The following is a 19243-nucleotide window of genomic DNA, read 5'->3' on the forward strand; positions in this document are numbered from 1 at the left end:
ACCCTGTTAGGAGTCGCACAATGAAGTCGCTCTCCGAACCGCCCGGACGCCCACCGCGCACCAGACGCCGAGCCGTCTCGTCCACGGCCGTCCTCCTGGCCACCCTGGCCGCGACCCTGGTGCCCGCCACTTCGTCACAGGCCGCCGACACCACCGTCGCTGTCGACTTCTCCGTCGCCGGGGGCGCCCCCACGTACCATGCCTCGGGCACCCTCTACGGGATGACCGAGGACGGTTCGCTGCCCCAGGACCACTTCTACAAGGACATCAAGTGGAAGTTGGAACGGGCCGGCGGCGCCCAGCTGGACAGCCCGGGAGGCTGGGTCGCCGGCAAGTACGACCGCCGGTGGATCTCCACCCTCGCCCAGTACAAGCGCACCAAGGCGCTCGGCGGCACCTTCGTGATCCTGCCGCACGACCTCTGGGGTGCCGACGGCACCACCAAACCCACCTTCCCCGGTGACAACGGCGACTGGTCCAGCTTCGACGCCTTCTACAACCGTCTTCTCAGCGACGTGAAGGCCGCGGGCATGACCGACATCGAATGGGACATCTGGAACGAGCCCGACTGCCCCGGGTTCTGGGGTTCCGGCATGCCCCAGTACCTGGAGATGTGGAAGCGCGCCTACCAGAAGATCCGGGCCGCCATACCCGGCGCAGTCGTCGTCGGCGCGAGCACCTGCGGCCACCCCACGGTGGACAACGGTTGGTGGACCACGTACCTCGACTACGTGAAGGCGAACAACGTCGCGCCGGACATCTACAGCTGGCACGACCTCCCCGGCGATCCGGTCGCCCACAGCAACTCCCTCAAGTCCCTGCTGTCGGCGCGGTCGATGACGACCAGCCGCCCCTTCCAGGTCAACGAGTACGCCGCCAACACCGAACAGAACCCCGGCCGCGGCGGTTGGTACATCTCCCGTCTGGAGCGCGCTGGAGCGGACGGACTGCGCGCCAACTGGGCGTGGGGTGCCAACCTGCACGACTTCGAGGCGAACCTGCTCACCAAGACCGGCAGCCAGTATCTGCCACTGGGCGAGTGGTTCCTGTACCGGTACTACGGCTCCCAGACCGGCAACATCGTGAACCTCACGCCCGGTACGAACACCGACGGGCTGGCGACGAAGGACAACTCCGCGCGGAACGCGAAGATCCTGCTCGGGAGCAACGGCAACACGGGCAACGTCACCGTCGGCCTCAACCGTCTCGACACCACCTCGGTCGTGGAGAACGGCCGGGTCCGCGCGATAGTCCAGCGCATACCGAACAACGGCGGCGCCGCGGTGACGGGTCCGGTGACGGTCTCGGACCAGACCCTCACCGTGAGCGGGAACTCCGCTTCGGTGAGCGTGCCGTGGACGGACGCCGCGGACGGCTACACGGTCACGCTGCTGCCGCCGTCGAACACGACCGTCTCCACCGTCGCGGTGGCCCAGCACAGTGGTCAGTGCCTGGACGACACCAACCTCAGCACCGCCGACGGCACGCAGTACCAGCAGTACTACTGCGAGGGCGGCTACCAGCAGATGCTCGATTTCAAGCCGGTGGCCGGGCGGGCGAACACCTACACCGTCGTGAACGAGCACAGCGGTAAGTGCCTGGACGTCTCGGGCGCCTCCACGGCCGACGGCGCAGCCGTCATCCAGTGGACCTGCAACGGCGCCACGAACCAGATGTTCACCCTGAACCCGGTGACCGCGCTCGGCAACAGCAAGGACTACCAGCTGGTCGCGGTGCACAGCGGCAAGTGCGTCGACGTCAGCGGGGTCTCGACCACACCTGGCGCGGTGATCCACCAGTGGACCTGTGACCCGGCGAGCGCGCTGAGCACCAAGAAGAACCAGATCTGGCGGCTCGCCGGCAAGAGCTGACAGCGCTTGTCAGACGTGTGGGTGTGGCCGTCCGGTGTCGCTGCCGGACGGCCGCACGTGGTGTGCGAGGCGCGTCATCCGCCGCCGTCGAGGTCCGGCCGCTGCCGGAGCACCCGTAGCTCGTGGCCGACGAGCTGTATCTCGTACAGCTTCCCGCGGGCGTTCTCGAACGGGCGGTGAAGGACCATCATCAGACGGTCGTCGAAGGTGTGGAACAGCATGCCGTGACCGCTGTCGTCCCGGACCAGCGGCCGGTGCTGCCGCCAGGGCCCGGTGATCTCGCCGGACGCGGAGACTGCGTAGGTCTGCACATAGCCGCCGCTGACGGTGCCGTCCTCGCCGACCAGGTTCTTCTCGTACGTCGACCACAGCATGAGCAGCGATCCGTCGGGTGCGCGGTGCAGCTGGGGGCCGTCGGTGATGTAGGGCGGGAGCTGGCCCGGGACGCCGGCGGGGATCTGCTCGCCGAGCCAGAACGCGTCCGAGCCCTTGAACAGGAAGACCGGGTCTCCGACGGTGCCCGTCAGGTCCGGGGTCAGCCGGATGGCCTCCATGGTTCCGTCGACGGTCTGCAGCCACTCGTGTGCGTACACCATCCAGGGCTGACCTGACCGGTCGACGTGGAGCGTGCCGTCGAGGGTCATCAGGTTCCCGGGCGGGGTGGGCCGGGCGGGGTCGACGGCGGTGAAGGGACCCAGCAGCGAGTCGGACACGGCGGTGATCGTGCCGCGCATGTAGTTGCGGAGCTGGAACAGCGTGCCCCACTGGTTGGCGGGTGGCACCGGGAGCGGCCTGTCCTCGTTGTGGAGGGTGGTGAACAGGTAGTACCGGCCGCCCAGTTCATGGACCTCCGGGGCCCAACCGCCGTCCGTCGCCCAGATTCCGCTCTGCTCGCCGGCCCGGAAGACGACCACGGGTCGCGTCCACTCGCGCAGGTCCTGGCTGCGGTAGACCATCGTGCCGGTGCCGTCCACGCTCGAAACGGACGGCTCGTTTGAGGTGTAGAGGTAGTACGTGCGGGTCGCCCGGTCGGCGACTATGAACGGATCGTGCAACGGCATGTCGGGAAGCTGCATCAGCTCGGTCTCAGCCACCGCCGAAGAATACGTTCCGACGGATGCCTACTTTCCGGCGATCTCCCCGAACCGGTCGAGCAGCGCGTCGAGGCCCACGGCAAGGCCCTCCGGTCCGCCCGGCTCGGTGAGGGCGGGGGCGGCCTCGCGGAGCCCGGGCAGCTCCTGGGGCGGCATGCGGTGCAGACCGAGACGGAACGCCGGGTCCTGCTCGTCGGGGTTGTCCACCATCGGCCGCAGCTCCACGGACACATAGCCCAGCAGCCAGGCCGTGAAGGCCCGGAAGACGGCCGCCGCACCGGCGCCGTCGAGCCCGGCCTCCCCGAGCAGCGCGAGCACCCTCTCATGATCCTTGAGCACGGCGAGCGGCCGCCGCGCGAGCGGGACGGCGAGCATACGGGTGGTGAGCAGCGGGACCGCCTGGGGGTGGGCGAGGCAGACGTCGTAGGTGGCGCGGGCGATGCGGTGGAGTTCGGCGCGCCACGACGGTCCGTCGGCGACGGCCTCCGCCTCGGCGCTCAGGCGTTCCTCGAGCTCCAGGTACAGGGCTTCGACGAGGCCGTCGAGGAGGGCGTCCTTGCTGGGGGCGTAGCGGTAGAGCGCCATGGCCTCCACACCGAGCTCGGCGCCGAGCCGGCGCATGCTCAGCGCGGAGAGGCCCTCACGGTCCACCAGCGCCAGGGCGGCGGCCAGTACGCGCTCACGGTTGAGCCTGCCGTAGCGGCCGCGGTCGCTGGCGCGGCGCGCTTGGCCTACCCCGGAGTCACCTGCCATGCCCCTGCCTCCTCGCCCTGTGACCAGGCTGATCGCCGCAGTCCGAATACAGCGTAAACATGCATGCACCGGCATGTGGGATTACATTTCGTGACTGTCTCGGTAGGGAGGAGGGCCGCATGGACCTCACAGCGGAGCTGCGCGGCTTCCTGCCGATGTTTCCCGCCGGTCCACTGACCCGTCCGGCCGACTTCCTGACCGCTCGTCGGTTGGCTGGTTCCCTCCGCGCTGACGGCCTCCCCTACGGCGGCCCGCACGATCCGCGGCGGACGGTCTCCGACCTCCTGGTTTTCCGCCTCGACGGCGGTGCTGCGCCGCCCCTGGTGGTCAAGCACCCTCGCAGCCCCCGCGCCATGGCGGCGCTCACGCGGGAGTGCGAGGTCGTACAACGCCTGGAACACGACGAGCGCCTCGGCCCCTGGCATCGGTTCGTGCCCCGGGTGGAGCATCGACGACTGCACGGACCGTTGCCCCTGGTGGCGCAGCGCTGTCTGCCGGGCATCGAAGGGGACGCTTTGCTGCAACGTTTTCCGCAGCTCACCCACGAGACGGCGATGTCCGCGTTGCGCGCGATCCGCGCATTGCACCTGGCGACCGGCCAAGCGGAGGAGGTGACGGCTCGCCTGGGCGGTTGGATCGACCCCCGGCTGGCCGTCCTCGCACAGGAGGTGCGCTGGTGTCGGCGCAGCCATGGCGCGGATGCCATGTCGGTGCTGAGGGACCGTCTGCTGCGGACTCTGTCCGGCCGCAGCCTGCTCGTCGGATGGACGCATGGCGACTTTCACCCGGGAAACGTGCTGGTGACGCGGGAGCACGCCGGAGTGCTCGGAGTGATCGACTGGGCGGGGGCCGTCCCCGACGGGCCGTCCGCCGTCGATTGCTACACCTTCGTACTGACCATGCGGCACCAGCACGAAGGGAGCCAGTTCGGGCGGGTCGTGGCCGATGCGGTGCGCCAGGCGTCCCTGCGGCCCGAGGACCGACGGCTGCTCGCCGAGGCAGGGGAACCTGCGACGGACAGCCAAGGCGAGACCGCACTGACACTCCTCACCTGGCTGTGGCATGTGGCGGGCAATGTGGCGAAATCGGCCAGGTACGGGCGCAGCCGTCGTTGGGTCGCCGAGAACGTCGTTCCGGTGCTCAGCGAGGTGGTGGCGCAGGCAGGCCCTGACCGGACAAGTCGCCGGACACCCCACGCCTGAGATGCCGCGTACCACCCGCCCCGCCTAGCATCAGTGTGTGGGGGCACGAGGGTCTTCGCTCCGGGGTGTCGTCCTCGTGGGGGCCATATCCCGGTGGGAGGATGCTTTGAACCCACCTGCCCGACCTCCGCTCACTCGTACGAGCTGCTCCGGGCCGAGCAGCCCGAACCGCCTCTGGCCCGTTCAAAGCGGGCTTCGCGGGAGCAGATGGCTTCTCGTCCCCCCATTACGTCGACGTCCGTGAGCAGCTTTCCGCTGGGGGTGGACTGTCAACGTCGTCAGCCGAGTGATCCGCTTCGAGGACGCCTGACGTTGCCTTCCCGTCGGTTGCGGGGCGCGGCCCGGGCGTCGTGATCGGCCGCGTGGCCGGCACGCCGGGGTTCCCACACGGGAGTGCGAGCGGTCCGCGACGAGAGGAGTGGTCCCGATTTCTCACCACCACACAGACACCCTCCAGCGGGTTCCCGATCTGTGCGCCGACGTGACAGAACTGCATGGTGGCCTGCTTGAGGCCGCAGTCCGCGGTGACCCCCTGGACGCCTATCTTTTCGCGGCCGGCCTTGTCCAGGTCTGCGAGGATCGGCTCAACGGCACTCCTTGGCTGCTCAGCCGAGCCGCGCAGCAGTTCAATGGCGCAGGCGCCGGGACCATGCTGCGCCTCGTGCTGAACGGCACCGTGACCGCCGCCGGGGTGAGGCCCGACATACGTCGGCTCCGATCGTGGTTGTCGGTGGCGCAACGGCTGACCGATGCCCTGGCAGATGTCCTGACGGCCCAGCCGCCCGACGGCGGCACAGGCCAGAGCGCGCTCACCGGTCGGGTCCGCGAACTGCTGGAGCGTCTGAGCGCCGAGGTGCCGGCGCCGGCCGCCGCACTGCTCAACGGCAGTGTCCTGCGCCCCCCGTCCTGCTTCCGCAGCTTCGACCAGCATCCCCGTGACGTCCTCGAACTTGTCGCACGCTTCGCCCATCAGTACTCCGACCGGAGTCGTCCGCTACTTGTGATCGGACTGCGTACGTCGGGCAGTTACCTCGGGCCACTGGCGGCGGCCGCCCTGCGTGCTGAGGGGTATCCGCGCGTAGGAGTCTGCACGACGAGACCGGCGGGCGGGTCCTCACGGGCAGACACCGCAAGAGTGCGGTCCGCCATGCGTGAGGGTGCCCTTGCCCTGCTGATCGACGATCCGCCGGGCACCGGCGACAGTCTGGCCACGGTGGCACGGGATCTGCTGCGGGCGGGCTTTCCCACCGAGCGGATCGTCCTGCTCCTTGCCGTCTTCCATGACTGGCCGCCGGTTCCTGGAGCCCTCGCCGGCCATCCCGCCGTCGTACTGCCCCCGAGCGAGTGGTACATCCGTGAGCGGATGAGCAAGGAAGGGCTGCAACGGATCCTGGCGGCCCTGCTGCCGGACCATCATGTGCTCGACCTCTCGGCGGACGAGCCTGGACTGCCCTCCCGCTGGTCCCACCTGGACGTGCCCCTCACAGCCCAGGTGCGCACCGACCGCGGGGAAAGAGAACTGCACCTTGTGGCGCGGGGCGCCGGAATGGGTTACTTCGGCCGACATACGCTGGCGGCCGCCGAGGCACTCGACGGACTGGTGCCGCGGGTGCACGGATTCCACGACGGAGTGCTGCTGATGGAACGGCAGCCCGCAGAGCCGGACCGATCGTCCCACCCCACCCCGACGCAACTGGTCCCGCCGGCGGATGTCGTTCGCTATGTCGTCGGACGTCGTGAACGTCTGCCGCTGAACAGGGATCGCAGCCCCTTGCTGACGGGCTGCCATCCGGTCTGGGAGGTCGGCGCCCGGTTGTTCGCCGACAGATGCGGAAGGCTGTCGGCCCCGCTGCGCCCGCTGCTGATCGACCCTCTGCTGCGCGACCTTCTTTGCACCTCGTCCCCCTCCCTGGTGGACGGGCACATGGCGTTCGGGCACTGGTGGCCCGGGCCCGAGGGATGGACCAAGTACGACTTCCACGAGGGGTACTTCAGCCACTTGGACCTGGCCGCCTATGACGCGGCCTACGACCTGGCGGGTGCGGCGCAGGCTCTGCCGGCACACGTGGATCAGTTGCTGGCTGAATACGAGCGACTGGCGGGCACCCGGGTGCCTGCCGCGCGATGGTGTGTGTACCAGGTCGTCCTCGGCTGGAACGCCGAGCACCTCGCCTGTTCCGGTAATGGCGCCGGTATCGACGAGACCGCTGCCCGGCGGGCGCTGTCCGGAGCGGTCCAGCAGTATCTCGCCGGTCTGTACCTCGGTGACCTCAAGGACGTCACGCCGGCTGCCGCGACCGTGCCCCCCTCGGAGGCGTGGTGCGCGCTCGACGTGGACGGCGTCCTGGAGTCGGACCTGTTGTTCGGTGTCGCCGCGCCCTCGCCGACCGGGATGCTGGCTCTGCGCGGTCTGCGCGCACATGGGTACCGGGTGCTCCTCGCCACCGGGCGGTCCGTACCTGAGGTCCGCGACCGTTGTCGTGCGTACGGGCTGCCCGGTGGCGTCGCCGAATACGGTGCCGCGGCGTACGAAACGGAGCGTGACCGTTTCACCCCGCTGGTGGAGGGGCCAGACCGCGCCCCGTTGGCCGGCTTGCTCTCCGGGCTGCCCTCCGTGACGCTCGACCCCCAGTACCGCTGGTCCCTGCGGGCCTACCGTGGACGCGGTGAGCACCGTACGGCGCTCGACGCACGAACCGTCCGCGAAGTGACCAGCCGCCCGGAGGCCGCCGGCTTCGCCGCCGTACAGGGCGAGGCGCAGACCGACTTCGTGCCGACGGGCGTCAGCAAGGCCACCGGTCTGACGGCGCTGCTCGAACTGCTCCGTGCCCCGCCGGGGACCCGCCCGGTTCTGGCCGTGGGCGACAGCGCCACAGACATTCCGCTGCTGCACCGAGCCCGGTACGGCTGTGCACCGGGCAATGCCGCTCCCGCGGTACGGGCGGCGGGACTCCCGGTTCTGCGCCGGCCGTACCAGGCCGGCCTGGCCGACGCGGTGGGGCAACTCCTCGGGCACTCACCGGGGTGCTGTCCCCACTGCAGCGTGCCCGCCCTGTCACCCGCCGATTCGGCCCTGACGGCCCTCCTGGCCCTGTCCGAGGCCGGCCGGGTCGGCATGCCTGTCCGCCTCGCTCGACTCGCAAGAGCCCGCGTCCTCGTGGCCGGCTCCCGTTCCGCAAGAAGAGATGACCCGACTTTTGCGTCTCCGGATCCAGGGGGTGCCGGAGGCCCCCGTCAGAGGCGGTCGCGATGAGAACCACCGGCGTCGCCCGCCTGTTGCGTGGGGTGGACACCGGAGCCGGGGGGATCCGGTCCATGCAGATCTGGTCATTGGAAACGGTGGTGCGCAACGGCCACATGCTCACCTTGAGTTCGTTGCTCACATCGGCCCTCGGAGCCGTGTATTGGGCGGTAGCCGCACACTCGTACACCACCGAAAGCCTCGGGCGGAACTACTCCGCGGTGGCGGCGATGATGTTGCTGGCCGGCGTGGGCCAGCTCAACATGACCAATGTGATGATCAGGTTCACTCCTGGGGCGGGTCATCGCAGCCGGCGCTTGGTCGCCGCCGCATATCTGGCCGCGTGCTCGACCACCGCTGTGCTCGCCGTGGGGTTCGTGCTTCTGATCCCGAGTGTGTCGCCGGGCCTGATGTTCCTCCGTCATCCGCTCGTTGCCGGCGGTTTCGTGCTGGCGACCGTCGGCTACGCCGTCTTCGTGCTGCAGGACGGGGTGCTGACGGGCTTGCGCAGGCCTGGCTGGGTGGTGCTGGAGAATCTCGTCTTCGCCGTGGTGAAGATCGGTCTCGTGGTGGTGCTGGCTTTCCTTGCGGCCACCGGCATCCTCTGGTCCTGGGCCCTTTCGGTCGTCGTCGCCATCGCGCTGACCAACATCCTGCTGTTCGGCCGGTTCCTGCCCCGGCGGGCCGACGCCATGCCCGACGACCGCGTGGACACCAGCCGACCCACCCGCAGCTACGTCATCGCGGACTACTTGGCGGCCTTGTGCTGGTTGGGCGCTACCGTCTCCCTGCCGATCATCGTCCTCGATCGACTCGGCGCCCGCCAGGCCGCCTATTTCTCGCTCGCCTGGCTGGTGGCCTTCTCGCTCTTCCTGCTGAACACCAACATGGGCGCTTCCCTCATCGTCGAGGCGGCCAACGACCCGTCCCGGATCGTCGCTCACTGCCGGTTGGTCCTTCGCCACACGGCCGCATTGCTGCTGTGCGGCATCGCGGTCCTGTGCGCTGCAGCGCCGATCATCCTCCGCGTCTTCGGGCCGGACTACGCTCGCTACGGCGCCAACCTGCTCAGGCTCGCCGCTCTGTCAGCCCTCCCGAACATCGTGGTGGTCGCAGCCGTCAGCATGTGCCGGGTCCGACGCAGGCTGCGCCTGCTGGTCGGCATCCTGGCGGGGGTGTGCACGCTGGCCACCGTGCTGTCGTACGCCCTGCTGCCCGTCATGGGCATCACTGGAGTGGGTGCAGCCTGGCTCCTTTCGCAGGCCGCTGCGGCGGCCGTGTTGTGGTGGCGCAGGGCGAACTGGTTGCCCGGGCCGTGATGCGTCCGCTACCAGACGTCGACGGGCTCGGCCTCGGCGGTGTGGTTGAGGGGCTTCAAGCGATAGGCGTCCAGCAGCGTGCGCAGCAGTCCGAACAGATTGTTGGGCTGGGCATTCTCGCCCCGCTGCACGTGTGCACCGACGAGAATTGTGGGGATGCGATTGTTGCCCGCGTCGGAGCTCTCGTCCCACGTCACCACCAACAGGCTGTTGTGCCTGGTCGCCCAGCGAGCGTAGTCGCCGAGGTTGTCCCGCAGCCAGGTGTCGGCCTTGCGCACGCTGCCGTCGTGCATGTCGTGTTCCACGTCCGGGACGACGAACGAGACATTGGGCAGATGCGTGTAGTCGCGGGGAAAGCGGGTCCAGGGGCGGTTGGTGGAGGCAGGAAGGTTGGTGAAATCCACCCAGGGGTTGTGCCGACGCACATACGCCCCGCTGGTGCAGCCGGTGAAGCCGACCCGCGGCATGCTCTGCGCGTAACCGGCGAAGGTCAGCCCCGCCTGCAGAAGGTGGGAACCGAGATTGTGATCCGTACTGGTGACGGGACAGTCGTCCCCAGTGACTCCCTGCGCTGAGCCTGAGAAGAGTGCGAGGTAATTGGGCTGACTGGGATGGGTGATGGCGTAGAACTCGGTGAGGGAGGCACCCTGCCCGGCCAGTTCGTTGAGGTAGGGAGCCTGCGGGTTTCCGATGATGTCGCCGTATGAGCGATTCTCCTCAACCACCACCACGATGTGGTCCGGACGAGGGATTGAGTGGCCCTGCGGTTTCGGCGCATCGCAGCCCGCCACAGACAGAAGGCTCGCCACCGCCGCGACCCCGAGTCGTTTGTACCTCGATCGTGAGCTCACTGCTCTCCCTCCACGGGCCGTGGCGCGAACTGCCGTACACGACAAACGGAAGTAACGTAATTCTCGTCATTCTCGTCTCATTTCAGCCTAAAAAGGGTGCGATCGTGGAGGCGTCTCCATGGGCAAAGGCACCATGCCGGCGGGCAACCGCGGGGCCTCCCTGACCAGTGCCGCGGTGCGATGGCCGGTCGCGGCTGTGACCAACCGGCGTCGTCTGCAGCGTGCCACGGCACGCCAGTGGACGGCGTGGACGGCTTTGCCTGCCGCGCTTTGCCTCTGGCTGCTGTCCCTGCGCCATGTGAATCTGCGCCGGATGCACGACTACGGCCTCCTACAGGTGCTGCCGGTGCTCTACTGGGCCGCCCTCGGCCTGCTCACCCTCGGCTTCTGTCTGTCCATGATCGACCGGCGCACGAGAAGCGGTTGGTTCGCCGGCTATGTCCTCGGGCTGATCGCGGTCCTCCATGCGACACCCACGCTGCTCTACCCGGCATTGCGCTACGGCTGGGCGTGGAAGCACGTCGCGATCGTCGACGCGGTGATCCGCAACGGCGGGACGGTTCCGAACGCGGACAAGCTCGACCTCTACAACCAATGGCCGGGTTTCTTCCAGCTCAACGCCTTGTTCCTGAAGGCAACGGGCCTCCAGTCGGCAATGGCCTACGCAGCCTGGACCCCGCCTGTCTTCAACGCCCTGCTGCTAGTCCCCCTGCTGTTGCTGTACCGGACCGTGACACATGATCGTCGACTGGTCTGGGGAGCCGCGTGGGTCTACTACTCGTGCTCCTGGGTGGGGCAGGACTACTTCGCGCCCCAGGCGTTTGCGTTTCTGATGTTCGTGACATTGATCGCGCTGGTCATGGGACGGCTGCCCGCGGCGCACCGTCAGGACGACCCTCCCGGCCGCTGGCCGATCGCCAGGCTGGTACTGGTACTGCTGATCGCAGCTGTCATCGTCACTTCGCACCCGCTGACACCGCTGATGCTGATCAGCGCGCTCGTGGCGTTGTCGATTCCACGTCGCAACCGACGTGTGGTGCTGCCTGTCCTGGCCGGTGCGGTGCTGTTGACCGTGGTCTGGGACTCCACCGTCGCGCGCCCCTATATCTCGGCCAATCTGAACAATTTCGTCCAGTCGCTGGTACAGCCCAACAGCAACGTCGTCTCGGGGCTGGCCGCGCTGGGCACCGCGGCGCCGGGACAGGTCGTGGTGTCGTGGGTCGACCGTGCCCTGTCCGCCGCCGTCTTCTTTCTGGCGGCCGTGGCCTTCGTACGTCGTCGGTGGGTCCGTCGCACCGGCCTCCCGCTACTCGTAGTGTCTCCACTGCCGCTCCTGGTCGCGAACGCCTACGGCGGGGAGATGATCCTCCGCTCCTATCTGTTCGCACTGCCGGCAGCCGCTTTCCTCATCGCCGCCCTGCTCTTCCAGTGGGGCAGGCGTCCGCGTCTCCACGTCCTCCTCTCGTATCCGCTGCTCATGGCCGTGCTCGGCGGGCTGGTCTTCGGCTACTACGGCAAGGAGGCGGCTGACTACTTCACCAAGGACGAGGTCGCCGCCGCCCATTTCGTCACGGCCACGGCACCACCCCAGTCCCTGATCGTCTCCGTCACCTCGGCGGTGCCCGGCCTGTTCATGCACTACGACGAGCATCCCCGGGTGGAACTGGACGAGCAGGACATCCACACCCGCCGAGAGCTGGTCAGAGATCCGCTGTCCGGCCTCGAGCCCTTCATCCAGGGGGCCACGACACGCCAACCGGCCTACATCATCCTGAGCCGCGCGCAGACTGCCGAGACTTACCTCAACGGAGTCCTGCCCGCTGACACGACGCAGCGGATGGACGCCGCCATGGCACGGGCACCGGGCTTCGTGCCGGTCTACCGCAACAGGGACGCGGTCGTCTATCTGTACGGGAACCCGGCAGGAGGGGCGGGGCCATGAGCCTGCTGCGCTGGGGGCTTGCGTCATCCGGCTGGGTGGCCCTGGCGGCGGTCGCCTTCCTGCCGGAGGCCGCCGTCCTGCGCGTGATCCTCACGACGGCGTTCCTGCTGGTCTGCCCGGGACTGACGGCCCTACGGTGGGGTGCGCCGACTTCGGCGCGTGCCACGGATCCGGCGATCTTGCTGGAGACGGCGGTCCTGGCCCTGGTGGTCAGCATGTCGCTGTCGGTGCTCGTCGCGGAGGCCCTGTTCCTGAGCGGCGTCTTCACCGTCACGCGAGCGCTGCTCACGCTCGCGGTCCTGACGTCCCTCCTGGCGATGCTGCCTCGACCCGGCGGCACCCGCGGCCCGGTACGCCGAGCCGCTCCGGACGATGGTTCGCCGACGGCTGTCGCCGACCGGACCGAACCTCCTGCGGGGGGCGGAGGCGCTGGGCCGATCATGGGCGTAGCCACCGCCGCCGGTCTCACCGCCCGTCGGTTCGCCGCCGCGGTGGTGGCCGGGGTCCGGAGGTGACTGTGCGGTGCCGTCGGGTACAGCGGGCGCTGGCCGCAGGTGCGCTGCTGCTCGCAGTCGCCTGCCGCGGTGTTGCCGGCGACGGCGGCGGTGGTGGGGGTGGCGGTGACAGCGGCAGCCACACAACGACGTCACAGTCGAAGCCGCCGGGACATTGGCGGCTGGTCTTCCAGGACGACTTCCAGGGCTCGAAACTCGACACCGACCGCTGGGCCACCTGCTACGACTGGAATGTGAACGGGTGCACCAACAGCGGCAACCAGGAAAAGGAGTGGTACCTGCCCGGCCAGGTCTCGGTGGGGGGAGGAGCACTCACCCTGAGTGCCGACCGCCGTCCCACTCGGGGTAGCGACGGTCGGGTCTACCCATGGACCTCGGGCATGATCTCCACAGGTCGAGACAGCTGGAACGCCCGTCCCCGTCGGACCTTCACGTACGGTTATTTCGAGGCGGCCGTCAAGATCCCCGCGCAGGCCGGTATGTTCCCGGCCTTCTGGTTGATGCCCGCGTCCCGGTATGTCCCTCCGGAACTGGACATCATGGAGTTCTTCGGGACCACACAGCGGGTGTTGATGAACGTGCACTGGCGGGGGATGAGCGGTTTCGTCGAGCAGGCGGAGAAGAAGTACGGTCCGATCGACTTCCCCGCCGGATACCACGTCTTCGCGCTGCTCTGGAAGCCCGGCGAACTGACCTGGTTCGTGGATGGTGTCGAGCGGTTCCAGCTGACAGGGGCGGACCGTGTTCCGAACGTTCCCATGGAGCTCCTGCTCAATCTGGCTGTCGGTGTTCCGCAGGTCCCGCCGCGCTCCGTGAACTCGGCGCAGATGAAGGTCGACTGGGTGCGCGTCTGGCAGCAGTGACGGGCCGCGACCGTGACGCGACCGCCTCCCTCTTCTCCCTTGACGACCGGGGCAAATCGGACGAAAGTGTGAGTATACGCCGTAAGCGTATGGCGTATGTGTTCGGAGGCACCTGACCATGTACAGCGACTCGATCACCAGCAGTGGGAACGGCGGGGGAAAGGGTGCCACTGTGAGCCTGGTCGTGCCGGCGCGCAACGAGGCCCGGAACATCCCCTGGGTCTTCGAGCAGATCCCCGAAAGCGTGGACGAGGTCATCCTCGTCGACGGGGACTCCGTCGATGCGACGGTGCCCATGGCCCGGCACTGCCTGCCGAGCGTGCGCTTCGTCCGGCAGAACGGACCCGGCAAGGGAAACGCCCTGCGCACCGGCTTCCTCGCCGCGACCGGTGACTATGTGGTGATGATGGATGCCGACGGCAGCATGTCGCCGGCGGAGATCCCGCACTTTCTGCACTTCCTCGAGCACGGCTACGACTTCGTCAAGGGTTCGCGCTTTGTCGCGGGTGGTGGCTCGCTGGACATCACCCGCTTCAGGCGGATGGGCAACCACGTACTCCTGGCCGCGGTCAACCGGCTTTACCACGCCTCCCTGACCGATCTCTGCTACGGCTTCTGCGCCTTCCGGCGCAGTTTCCTGGAGCTGTTGGACCTGCACGCCTCCGGCTTCGAGATCGAGACCGAGATGATCGTGCACGCCCTGCGCTCCGGGCTGCGCATCGCAGAGGTCCCCAGTCTCGAACTGCCTCGGCGCAGCGGCTCCTCCAACCTGCACGCGATATCCGACGGGCGTCGGGTACTGCACACTCTGATCTCGGAACGGCCGGGCGCGCACTCCGCCACCGCAGGCTTGCGGAGCGCCTCATGACGTCTGTCGCCGTACGCCCCGCCCCCGCTCTCGCCCCGGTCCGGGTGGTCGATGTCGACCTGGCCCGTCCGGGCGAGTTCAGACTCCCGGCCGGTCCGCTGCTGGCCGAACCGCAGGGGCCGGTGCGAGCCCTGGTGCGACTGCACGGTCAGCCGCTCGGCATGGTCAGTGCAGCGGACCCCTCCGGGGCCGCTGGCCTGTGGCGGGCGGTCGTACATGCCGCCGGCCGGCAACTGGCGGCTCAGATCGCCGGGCACCGAGCCGCGGACCGGACCGCAACCCCGGGCGCAGGCACCGACGACTGGCCCTGTCAGGCCGGACAGGGCCGCACGATTCAGCGGCCACCCGCGATCAGCGTGATCGTGGCCACCCACAACCGGCCGAAGCAACTGCGCCGGTGCTTGCAGTCGCTGCTGCGGCAGGACTACCCCGAGTTCGAGATCATCGTGGTCGACAACGCCCCGGCCGACGGTGCGGCAGCGGCCCTGACCCACGGAGTGTTCCGGGAGCAGGTCGGTTACGTCAGCGAACCCGTCCCCGGCCTTGCTCGTGCCCACAACCGAGGGCTGGCGCGCGCCCGCGGATCCCTCGTCGCCTTCACGGACGACGACACCCTCGTCGACCCGGGGTGGCTGTCTGCCCTGGCCATGACGTTCGAGCAGGACTCACGGGTCGGCTGTGTCACCGGACTGATCGTCCCCGCCGAACTGCAGACTCCGGCGCAGATCGCGCTTGAGCGACAGGGCGGCTTCGCCAAGGGATACGAGCCTCGCATCTGGTCGCTGGCCGATCCGCCGCCGGACCCGCTGTTCCCCTTCACCGCGGGGCACTTCGGCTCCGGCGCCAACATGTCCTTCCGTACCGATGTACTCCGCTCCATGGGCGGATTCGACTCCGCGACCGGAGCCGGGACCCCTGCCCGAGGTGGGGATGATCTGCTCGCCTTCTTCGAGGTGCTGACCGCCGGTCACGCCCTCGCCTACCAGCCGGGTGCCATCGTCTGGCACCGGCACCATCGAACCCAGGCTGCGGTGGACGCGCAGGCATTCGGGTACGGCGCCGGTTTCGCCGCCTACCTCACAGGCGCCGTGACGCGCGATCCGCGCAGGCTCCCCGCCCTACTGCGCCGCCTTCCAGGCGGCATCCGTCACGCGGTGACGAGGACACGTGAACGCAGTGCCGATCCCGAGGCCGCCTGGTCGGGGCGACTTGCCCTGCTAGAGGCACGCGGGATGGCATACGGCCCCTGCGGCTATCTCCGCGGGCGTCTTGCAGGCAGCCGTGCCGGACGCTGACCGCACCGCGACCGGACTGTGAAATGAGGGGTGGGCACCGTGCCGACGGCAGCGCAGTCCGCCCGAGTTCGGCGTGCGTTTCCTGATGGCGCTCGTTCCGCTGACCCGGAGGTCATCATGAACGACACGAGGTCCACCGCTCACTCCGGCCCGACCCTGTCCGTGGTCGTCTGCGCCTACACCATGGAACGGTGGGACGACCTGCGGGGCGCGATCGCTTCGGTGCTGACCCAGAACCGGCCCCCGGACGAGGTCGTACTGGTTGTCGACCACTGCCGGGCCCTGTACGAGCGGGCATCCGAAGTGATGCCGGCGGTCCGGGTGGTGCCCAGTCGCGGTCCCCGTGGACTGTCCGGAGCACGGAACACGGGCGTAGCGGTCTCGCACGGCGATGTGGTCGCCTTCCTCGACGACGACGCGGCCGCCGAACCGGAATGGGCCGCCCGTCTGCTGGAGCATTATGCCAACCCCAGGGTGGCGGGGGTCGGTGGACTGGTCAGACCTCGCTGGTCCACCCGGCGGCCGGTGTGGTTCCCCCCGGAGTTCGACTGGGTGGTCGGTTGCTCCTACCGGGGACTGCCCGAGCGCACTGCTGCGGTGCGCAACTTCATCGGAGCCAACATGTCCTTCCGCAGAACGGAGTTGCTTGCGGTCGGCGGCTTCCTCACGACCCTCGGGCGGGTGGGTGCCCGGCCGACGGCGGGGTGCGAGGAGACGGAGCTGTGCCTGCGCATTGCATCCCACCACCCGGATGCCGTCCTGGTGTACGAACCGGAAGCGGAGGTGCGCCACCGGGTCCCGGAAGCCCGTACCCGCTGGTCCTACTTCCTGTCCCGCTGCTACGGCGAGGGGCTGAGCAAGGCGTTGGTGGCACGGTACGACGGCAGCGGGCCGGCCCTGGCCAGCGAACGCGTCTATCTGCGGTCCACCGTTCCGCGGGCGCTGGCCCGTAGCCTGAGCCGGACCGGCCGTCCCGGCGCCGTGCGCACCATGGGGGCGCTGTCCGCGGGAGTGTGCGTCACCGGCACCGGTTATCTCGTCGGACGGCTCCGGGCACCAGGGCCCGGGCGCTTCACCTGGCGTCCGCCGGTGCCGGTTCAGGCATTGTGGGACGGGCCATGAACGCCATACCCGTCTTCCTCTATCACGCGGTGTCCTGCGACCCGCCGGTGTGGCTTGCACCGTACACGGTGAGTCCGCGCACGTTTGTGGAGCACCTGGACATGATCGCCGACAGCGGCCTGCGCCTGGTCCCGCTGCGGCAGTTGGTCACGGCGCTGCTCGGCGGCCCCGAGCTGCCGCCCCGGTGCGCCGTGCTGACCTTCGACGACGGTTACGCGGACTTCGCGTCCACGGTGGCTCCGCTGCTCCTCGCCAGGGGACTTCCCGCCACCTTGTACGTCACCACTGATGCCCTGACGTCCCCCGGAACGCTGTCACGTCGCGGACCCTTTCCGTCCGTCGCGATGCTGAGTTGGGCTCAAGTCCGGGAACTGGACGCGGCAGGCGTCGAGATCGGCGGACACAGCAGGACGCATGCGCAGCTCGACACCCTGCCACGCAAGGCGGTGAGGGAGGAAGTGGGCGGATGCAAGCAGGAGCTCGAGGACGCCCTCGGTCATTCCCTCACCTCCTTCGCGTACCCGCACGGCTATTCGAGCCCTCGGGTTCGCGCGATGGTGCGGGAGGCCGGCTGGACCTCGGCCGCCGCCATCCGGGCTTCGGCGTTCAGCTCGTTCCGGGACGATCCGCTGTGGTTCGCCCGGCTCATGGTGCGGGCGGACACCGGGCGGGAACGCTTCACGCTGTGGACCCGTGGAGAGGGCGCCCCCGTCGCGCCGTTCGCCGAGGGGGCGCGGACTCGTGGGTGGCGGGCGTACCGCCGGACGAGGGAGATGGTTGGGCGACCGTACAAGGCCCTTCCCGCTTGAGCCGCCTGATCTCCTGAACGAGGCGCCGGCCGGGGAACAGCGGCCGGCGCCCGGAGCACAGCAGTCGGCTCAGTGCTGCCAGACCCTCACGTAGTCGACCATCATGTCGGCCGGGACCTGGGTGGGCCCGCCATAGGTGGAGCTGACGGCGTTGTTGAGGATCAGATACATGGGAGCCGAGGTGATCCCTGACGTGATCTGACCGACCTGCTTGCCGTCGTAGTAGTACGTGACCGCCCCTGGTTTCCATTCGGCACCATAGGTGTGCCATCCGGTGTAGCTGCCGGGGGCGCAGCCGCCTGGCCCACCGGCTGGGGAATGGAAGTGGTAACAGGCAGAGCCGCTCAGGCCTTCCATGACGTCCATCTCGCCGTCGGTCGGCCAATTCTGGCCATCTGTCCAGAAGGCGGGCCAGTTGGCGATCTGGGTGCCCGACGCGGGCGTATAGATGCGGGCTTCGAAAGCGCCGTAGGTGAACTGGGCCTTTCCGTTGCTCTCGACCAGTCCGGAGACATAGGGATGGGTCTTGCCGTTGACGGTCGTCGACTGCTGGATGGCTTTGAGGTGGAGATATCCCCCGCTGACGCTGACCTGTGAGGGAGAGTAGGCGGCCTCTTCGGATGAGTTCACGGGCGGCGTTACGCATCCGGAGCACCCGAGCCAGTTCGGATTCCACTTGGAGCCGTCAAGGTTCGTGCCGTCGAATTCGTCACTGAACACATTGCGCCATGTCCCGGGAATGCCGAGCGGTGCGGCGACGGTCGTCGAAGGCGCCGAGGACGGTTCGCCGGCCGTCGCTGTGGACGTGGCAGTCGGCGTGGACGTGGAGGTGGGCGTCGGCGCGACGGTGGGAGCGGATGCCGTTGCCGAGGGTGTGGGTGTGGGTGTGGGTGTGGGTGTGGAGTCGGTGCCGGAGGTGAAGGAATTCACCGGAGAAAGGTTGTGCCAGCTGTCGTGCAGCTTGTATGAGAGGAAATAGGTATACGTACCCGCGGGAAATGCGCGACTGCCCGAGGTATAGACAGTGGGCCAAGTCTTCAGCGTGGTCGCGGCCGCTCCCGGAAAGTCATAGACGGCGCCGTCTGAAGACCGTGCCGTGACAGCAAGGGCCTGCACCTTGATCGTCTTAGTGGCGTGAACCTTCGCGGTGGCCTTGAATTGTCCGTCGGCTGTCGTCGACATGGACAGGGAATCGACGACGACGTCAGTCGTCGAGGCGTTCGCCAGGCCGGCTTGGGTAAGCGCGCCCCCTGCGAGGGCGGCGGTGGCGAACGCGAGGGCGCCCACCTTCGTCCGTACGGCGAAGCGGCGGCGATGTCGCGGAATTCCAGCTTTTTGTTCCATTGGCATGTACGGCGTGACCTTTCACCCCCACCCTGCGGCAGCAGAGCCCGCTTTTGCGCGAAGCAAAGGCGGACTGAATGGTCATGGACTCTGCGTGAGGTGCATTCGATCCGCAAGAGCCTGTTCGGGGTCCAAGTGCCTGCTGGGTGTTCGA

General features: G+C 68.5%; 15 protein-coding genes. 11 read left to right on the plus strand and 4 right to left on the minus strand.

Annotated elements, in window-relative coordinates:
* The first annotated feature begins 20 nt into the window (after nt 1–20).
* Nucleotides 21–1871, plus strand: a complete 1851-nt coding sequence (locus ABD355_RS13545) for an RICIN domain-containing protein (RefSeq protein WP_344400481.1) — start codon at nt 21–23, stop codon at nt 1869–1871.
* A 74-nt stretch (nt 1872–1945) separates the two neighbouring features.
* Here ABD355_RS13545 and ABD355_RS13550 read toward each other — a convergent pair whose 3' ends face one another.
* Both ABD355_RS13550 and ABD355_RS13555 read right to left on the minus strand, forming a co-directional pair.
* The gene (locus tag ABD355_RS13550; protein ID WP_344401205.1) at nt 1946–2947 is read right to left on the minus strand and encodes a glycoside hydrolase family 43 protein; all 1002 of its coding nucleotides are present in this window, start codon (nt 2945–2947) and stop codon (nt 1946–1948) included.
* A gap of 45 nt (nt 2948–2992) precedes the next feature.
* Nucleotides 2993–3718: a TetR/AcrR family transcriptional regulator gene (locus tag ABD355_RS13555; protein ID WP_344400482.1), complete on the minus strand. Its 726-nt coding sequence runs from the start codon at nt 3716–3718 to the stop codon at nt 2993–2995.
* Between the two features lie 119 nt (nt 3719–3837).
* On the opposite strand from ABD355_RS13555, the gene ABD355_RS13560 reads away from it, so the two are divergent.
* From ABD355_RS13560 to ABD355_RS13570, 3 genes are all read left to right on the plus strand, one after another.
* Nucleotides 3838–4920, plus strand: coding sequence for a phosphotransferase family protein (locus tag ABD355_RS13560; RefSeq protein ID WP_344400483.1), 1083 nt, complete (start codon nt 3838–3840; stop codon nt 4918–4920).
* A 481-nt stretch (nt 4921–5401) separates the two neighbouring features.
* Nucleotides 5402–8173 carry an HAD hydrolase family protein gene (locus ABD355_RS13565; RefSeq protein WP_344400484.1) on the plus strand — a complete coding sequence of 924 codons (2772 nt, stop codon included), beginning with the start codon at nt 5402–5404 and terminating at the stop codon, nt 8171–8173.
* A complete protein-coding gene (locus ABD355_RS13570; RefSeq protein ID WP_344400485.1) occupies nt 8170–9480 on the plus strand; it encodes a lipopolysaccharide biosynthesis protein in 1311 nt (436 codons plus the stop codon). Before ABD355_RS13565 ends, ABD355_RS13570 begins: the two co-directional genes overlap by 4 nt.
* 8 nt (nt 9481–9488) lie before the next feature.
* On the opposite strand, the gene ABD355_RS13575 is transcribed toward ABD355_RS13570, so the two are convergent.
* Nucleotides 9489–10289 carry an alkaline phosphatase family protein gene (locus ABD355_RS13575; protein ID WP_344400486.1) on the minus strand — a complete coding sequence of 267 codons (801 nt, stop codon included), beginning with the start codon at nt 10287–10289 and terminating at the stop codon, nt 9489–9491.
* A gap of 160 nt (nt 10290–10449) precedes the next feature.
* On the opposite strand from ABD355_RS13575, the gene ABD355_RS13580 reads away from it, so the two are divergent.
* From ABD355_RS13580 to ABD355_RS13610, 7 genes are all read left to right on the plus strand, one after another.
* The gene (locus tag ABD355_RS13580) at nt 10450–12273 is read left to right on the plus strand and encodes a glycosyltransferase (RefSeq protein ID WP_344400487.1); all 1824 of its coding nucleotides are present in this window, start codon (nt 10450–10452) and stop codon (nt 12271–12273) included.
* On the plus strand, nt 12270–12788 hold the full coding sequence (locus ABD355_RS13585; protein ID WP_344400488.1) for a hypothetical protein: 519 nt from the start codon (nt 12270–12272) through the stop codon (nt 12786–12788). The genes ABD355_RS13580 and ABD355_RS13585 overlap by 4 nt, the downstream gene beginning before the upstream one ends.
* A gap of 2 nt (nt 12789–12790) precedes the next feature.
* On the plus strand, nt 12791–13651 hold the full coding sequence (locus ABD355_RS13590; protein WP_344400489.1) for a glycoside hydrolase family 16 protein: 861 nt from the start codon (nt 12791–12793) through the stop codon (nt 13649–13651).
* A 172-nt stretch (nt 13652–13823) separates the two neighbouring features.
* On the plus strand, nt 13824–14519 hold the full coding sequence (locus ABD355_RS13595) for a glycosyltransferase family 2 protein (protein ID WP_344400490.1): 696 nt from the start codon (nt 13824–13826) through the stop codon (nt 14517–14519).
* Nucleotides 14516–15814 carry a glycosyltransferase family 2 protein gene (locus ABD355_RS13600; RefSeq protein WP_344400492.1) on the plus strand — a complete coding sequence of 433 codons (1299 nt, stop codon included), beginning with the start codon at nt 14516–14518 and terminating at the stop codon, nt 15812–15814. Before ABD355_RS13595 ends, ABD355_RS13600 begins: the two co-directional genes overlap by 4 nt.
* A gap of 117 nt (nt 15815–15931) precedes the next feature.
* The gene (locus tag ABD355_RS13605; protein WP_344400494.1) at nt 15932–16936 is read left to right on the plus strand and encodes a glycosyltransferase family 2 protein; all 1005 of its coding nucleotides are present in this window, start codon (nt 15932–15934) and stop codon (nt 16934–16936) included.
* Nucleotides 16933–17745, plus strand: coding sequence for a polysaccharide deacetylase family protein (locus tag ABD355_RS13610; protein ID WP_344400495.1), 813 nt, complete (start codon nt 16933–16935; stop codon nt 17743–17745). Before ABD355_RS13605 ends, ABD355_RS13610 begins: the two co-directional genes overlap by 4 nt.
* 69 nt (nt 17746–17814) lie before the next feature.
* Here ABD355_RS13610 and ABD355_RS13615 read toward each other — a convergent pair whose 3' ends face one another.
* Nucleotides 17815–19095 carry a glycoside hydrolase family 16 protein gene (locus ABD355_RS13615; protein WP_344400496.1) on the minus strand — a complete coding sequence of 427 codons (1281 nt, stop codon included), beginning with the start codon at nt 19093–19095 and terminating at the stop codon, nt 17815–17817.
* Between the last annotated feature and the right edge of the window lie 148 nt (nt 19096–19243).

It is taken from the genome of Streptomyces longisporus, assembly GCF_039532765.1.
Lineage (GTDB): Bacteria > Actinomycetota > Actinomycetes > Streptomycetales > Streptomycetaceae > Streptomyces > Streptomyces longisporus.

What these genes read in the sequence shown, in the direction of transcription:
- ABD355_RS13605 (WP_344400494.1), top strand. Translation starts at nt 15,932, where the DNA reads ATGAACGACACGAGGTCCACCGCTCACTCCGGCCCGACCCTGTCCGTG.
- ABD355_RS13555 (WP_344400482.1), bottom strand. Translation starts at nt 3,718, where the DNA reads ATGGCAGGTGACTCCGGGGTAGGCCAAGCGCGCCGCGCCAGCGACCGC.
- ABD355_RS13615 (WP_344400496.1), bottom strand. Translation starts at nt 19,095, where the DNA reads ATGCCAATGGAACAAAAAGCTGGAATTCCGCGACATCGCCGCCGCTTC.
- ABD355_RS13580 (WP_344400487.1), top strand. Translation starts at nt 10,450, where the DNA reads ATGGGCAAAGGCACCATGCCGGCGGGCAACCGCGGGGCCTCCCTGACC.
- ABD355_RS13550 (WP_344401205.1), bottom strand. Translation starts at nt 2,947, where the DNA reads ATGCAGCTTCCCGACATGCCGTTGCACGATCCGTTCATAGTCGCCGAC.
- ABD355_RS13585 (WP_344400488.1), top strand. Translation starts at nt 12,270, where the DNA reads ATGAGCCTGCTGCGCTGGGGGCTTGCGTCATCCGGCTGGGTGGCCCTG.
- ABD355_RS13610 (WP_344400495.1), top strand. Translation starts at nt 16,933, where the DNA reads ATGAACGCCATACCCGTCTTCCTCTATCACGCGGTGTCCTGCGACCCG.
- ABD355_RS13570 (WP_344400485.1), top strand. Translation starts at nt 8,170, where the DNA reads ATGAGAACCACCGGCGTCGCCCGCCTGTTGCGTGGGGTGGACACCGGA.
- ABD355_RS13545 (WP_344400481.1), top strand. Translation starts at nt 21, where the DNA reads ATGAAGTCGCTCTCCGAACCGCCCGGACGCCCACCGCGCACCAGACGC.
- ABD355_RS13560 (WP_344400483.1), top strand. Translation starts at nt 3,838, where the DNA reads ATGGACCTCACAGCGGAGCTGCGCGGCTTCCTGCCGATGTTTCCCGCC.
- ABD355_RS13600 (WP_344400492.1), top strand. Translation starts at nt 14,516, where the DNA reads ATGACGTCTGTCGCCGTACGCCCCGCCCCCGCTCTCGCCCCGGTCCGG.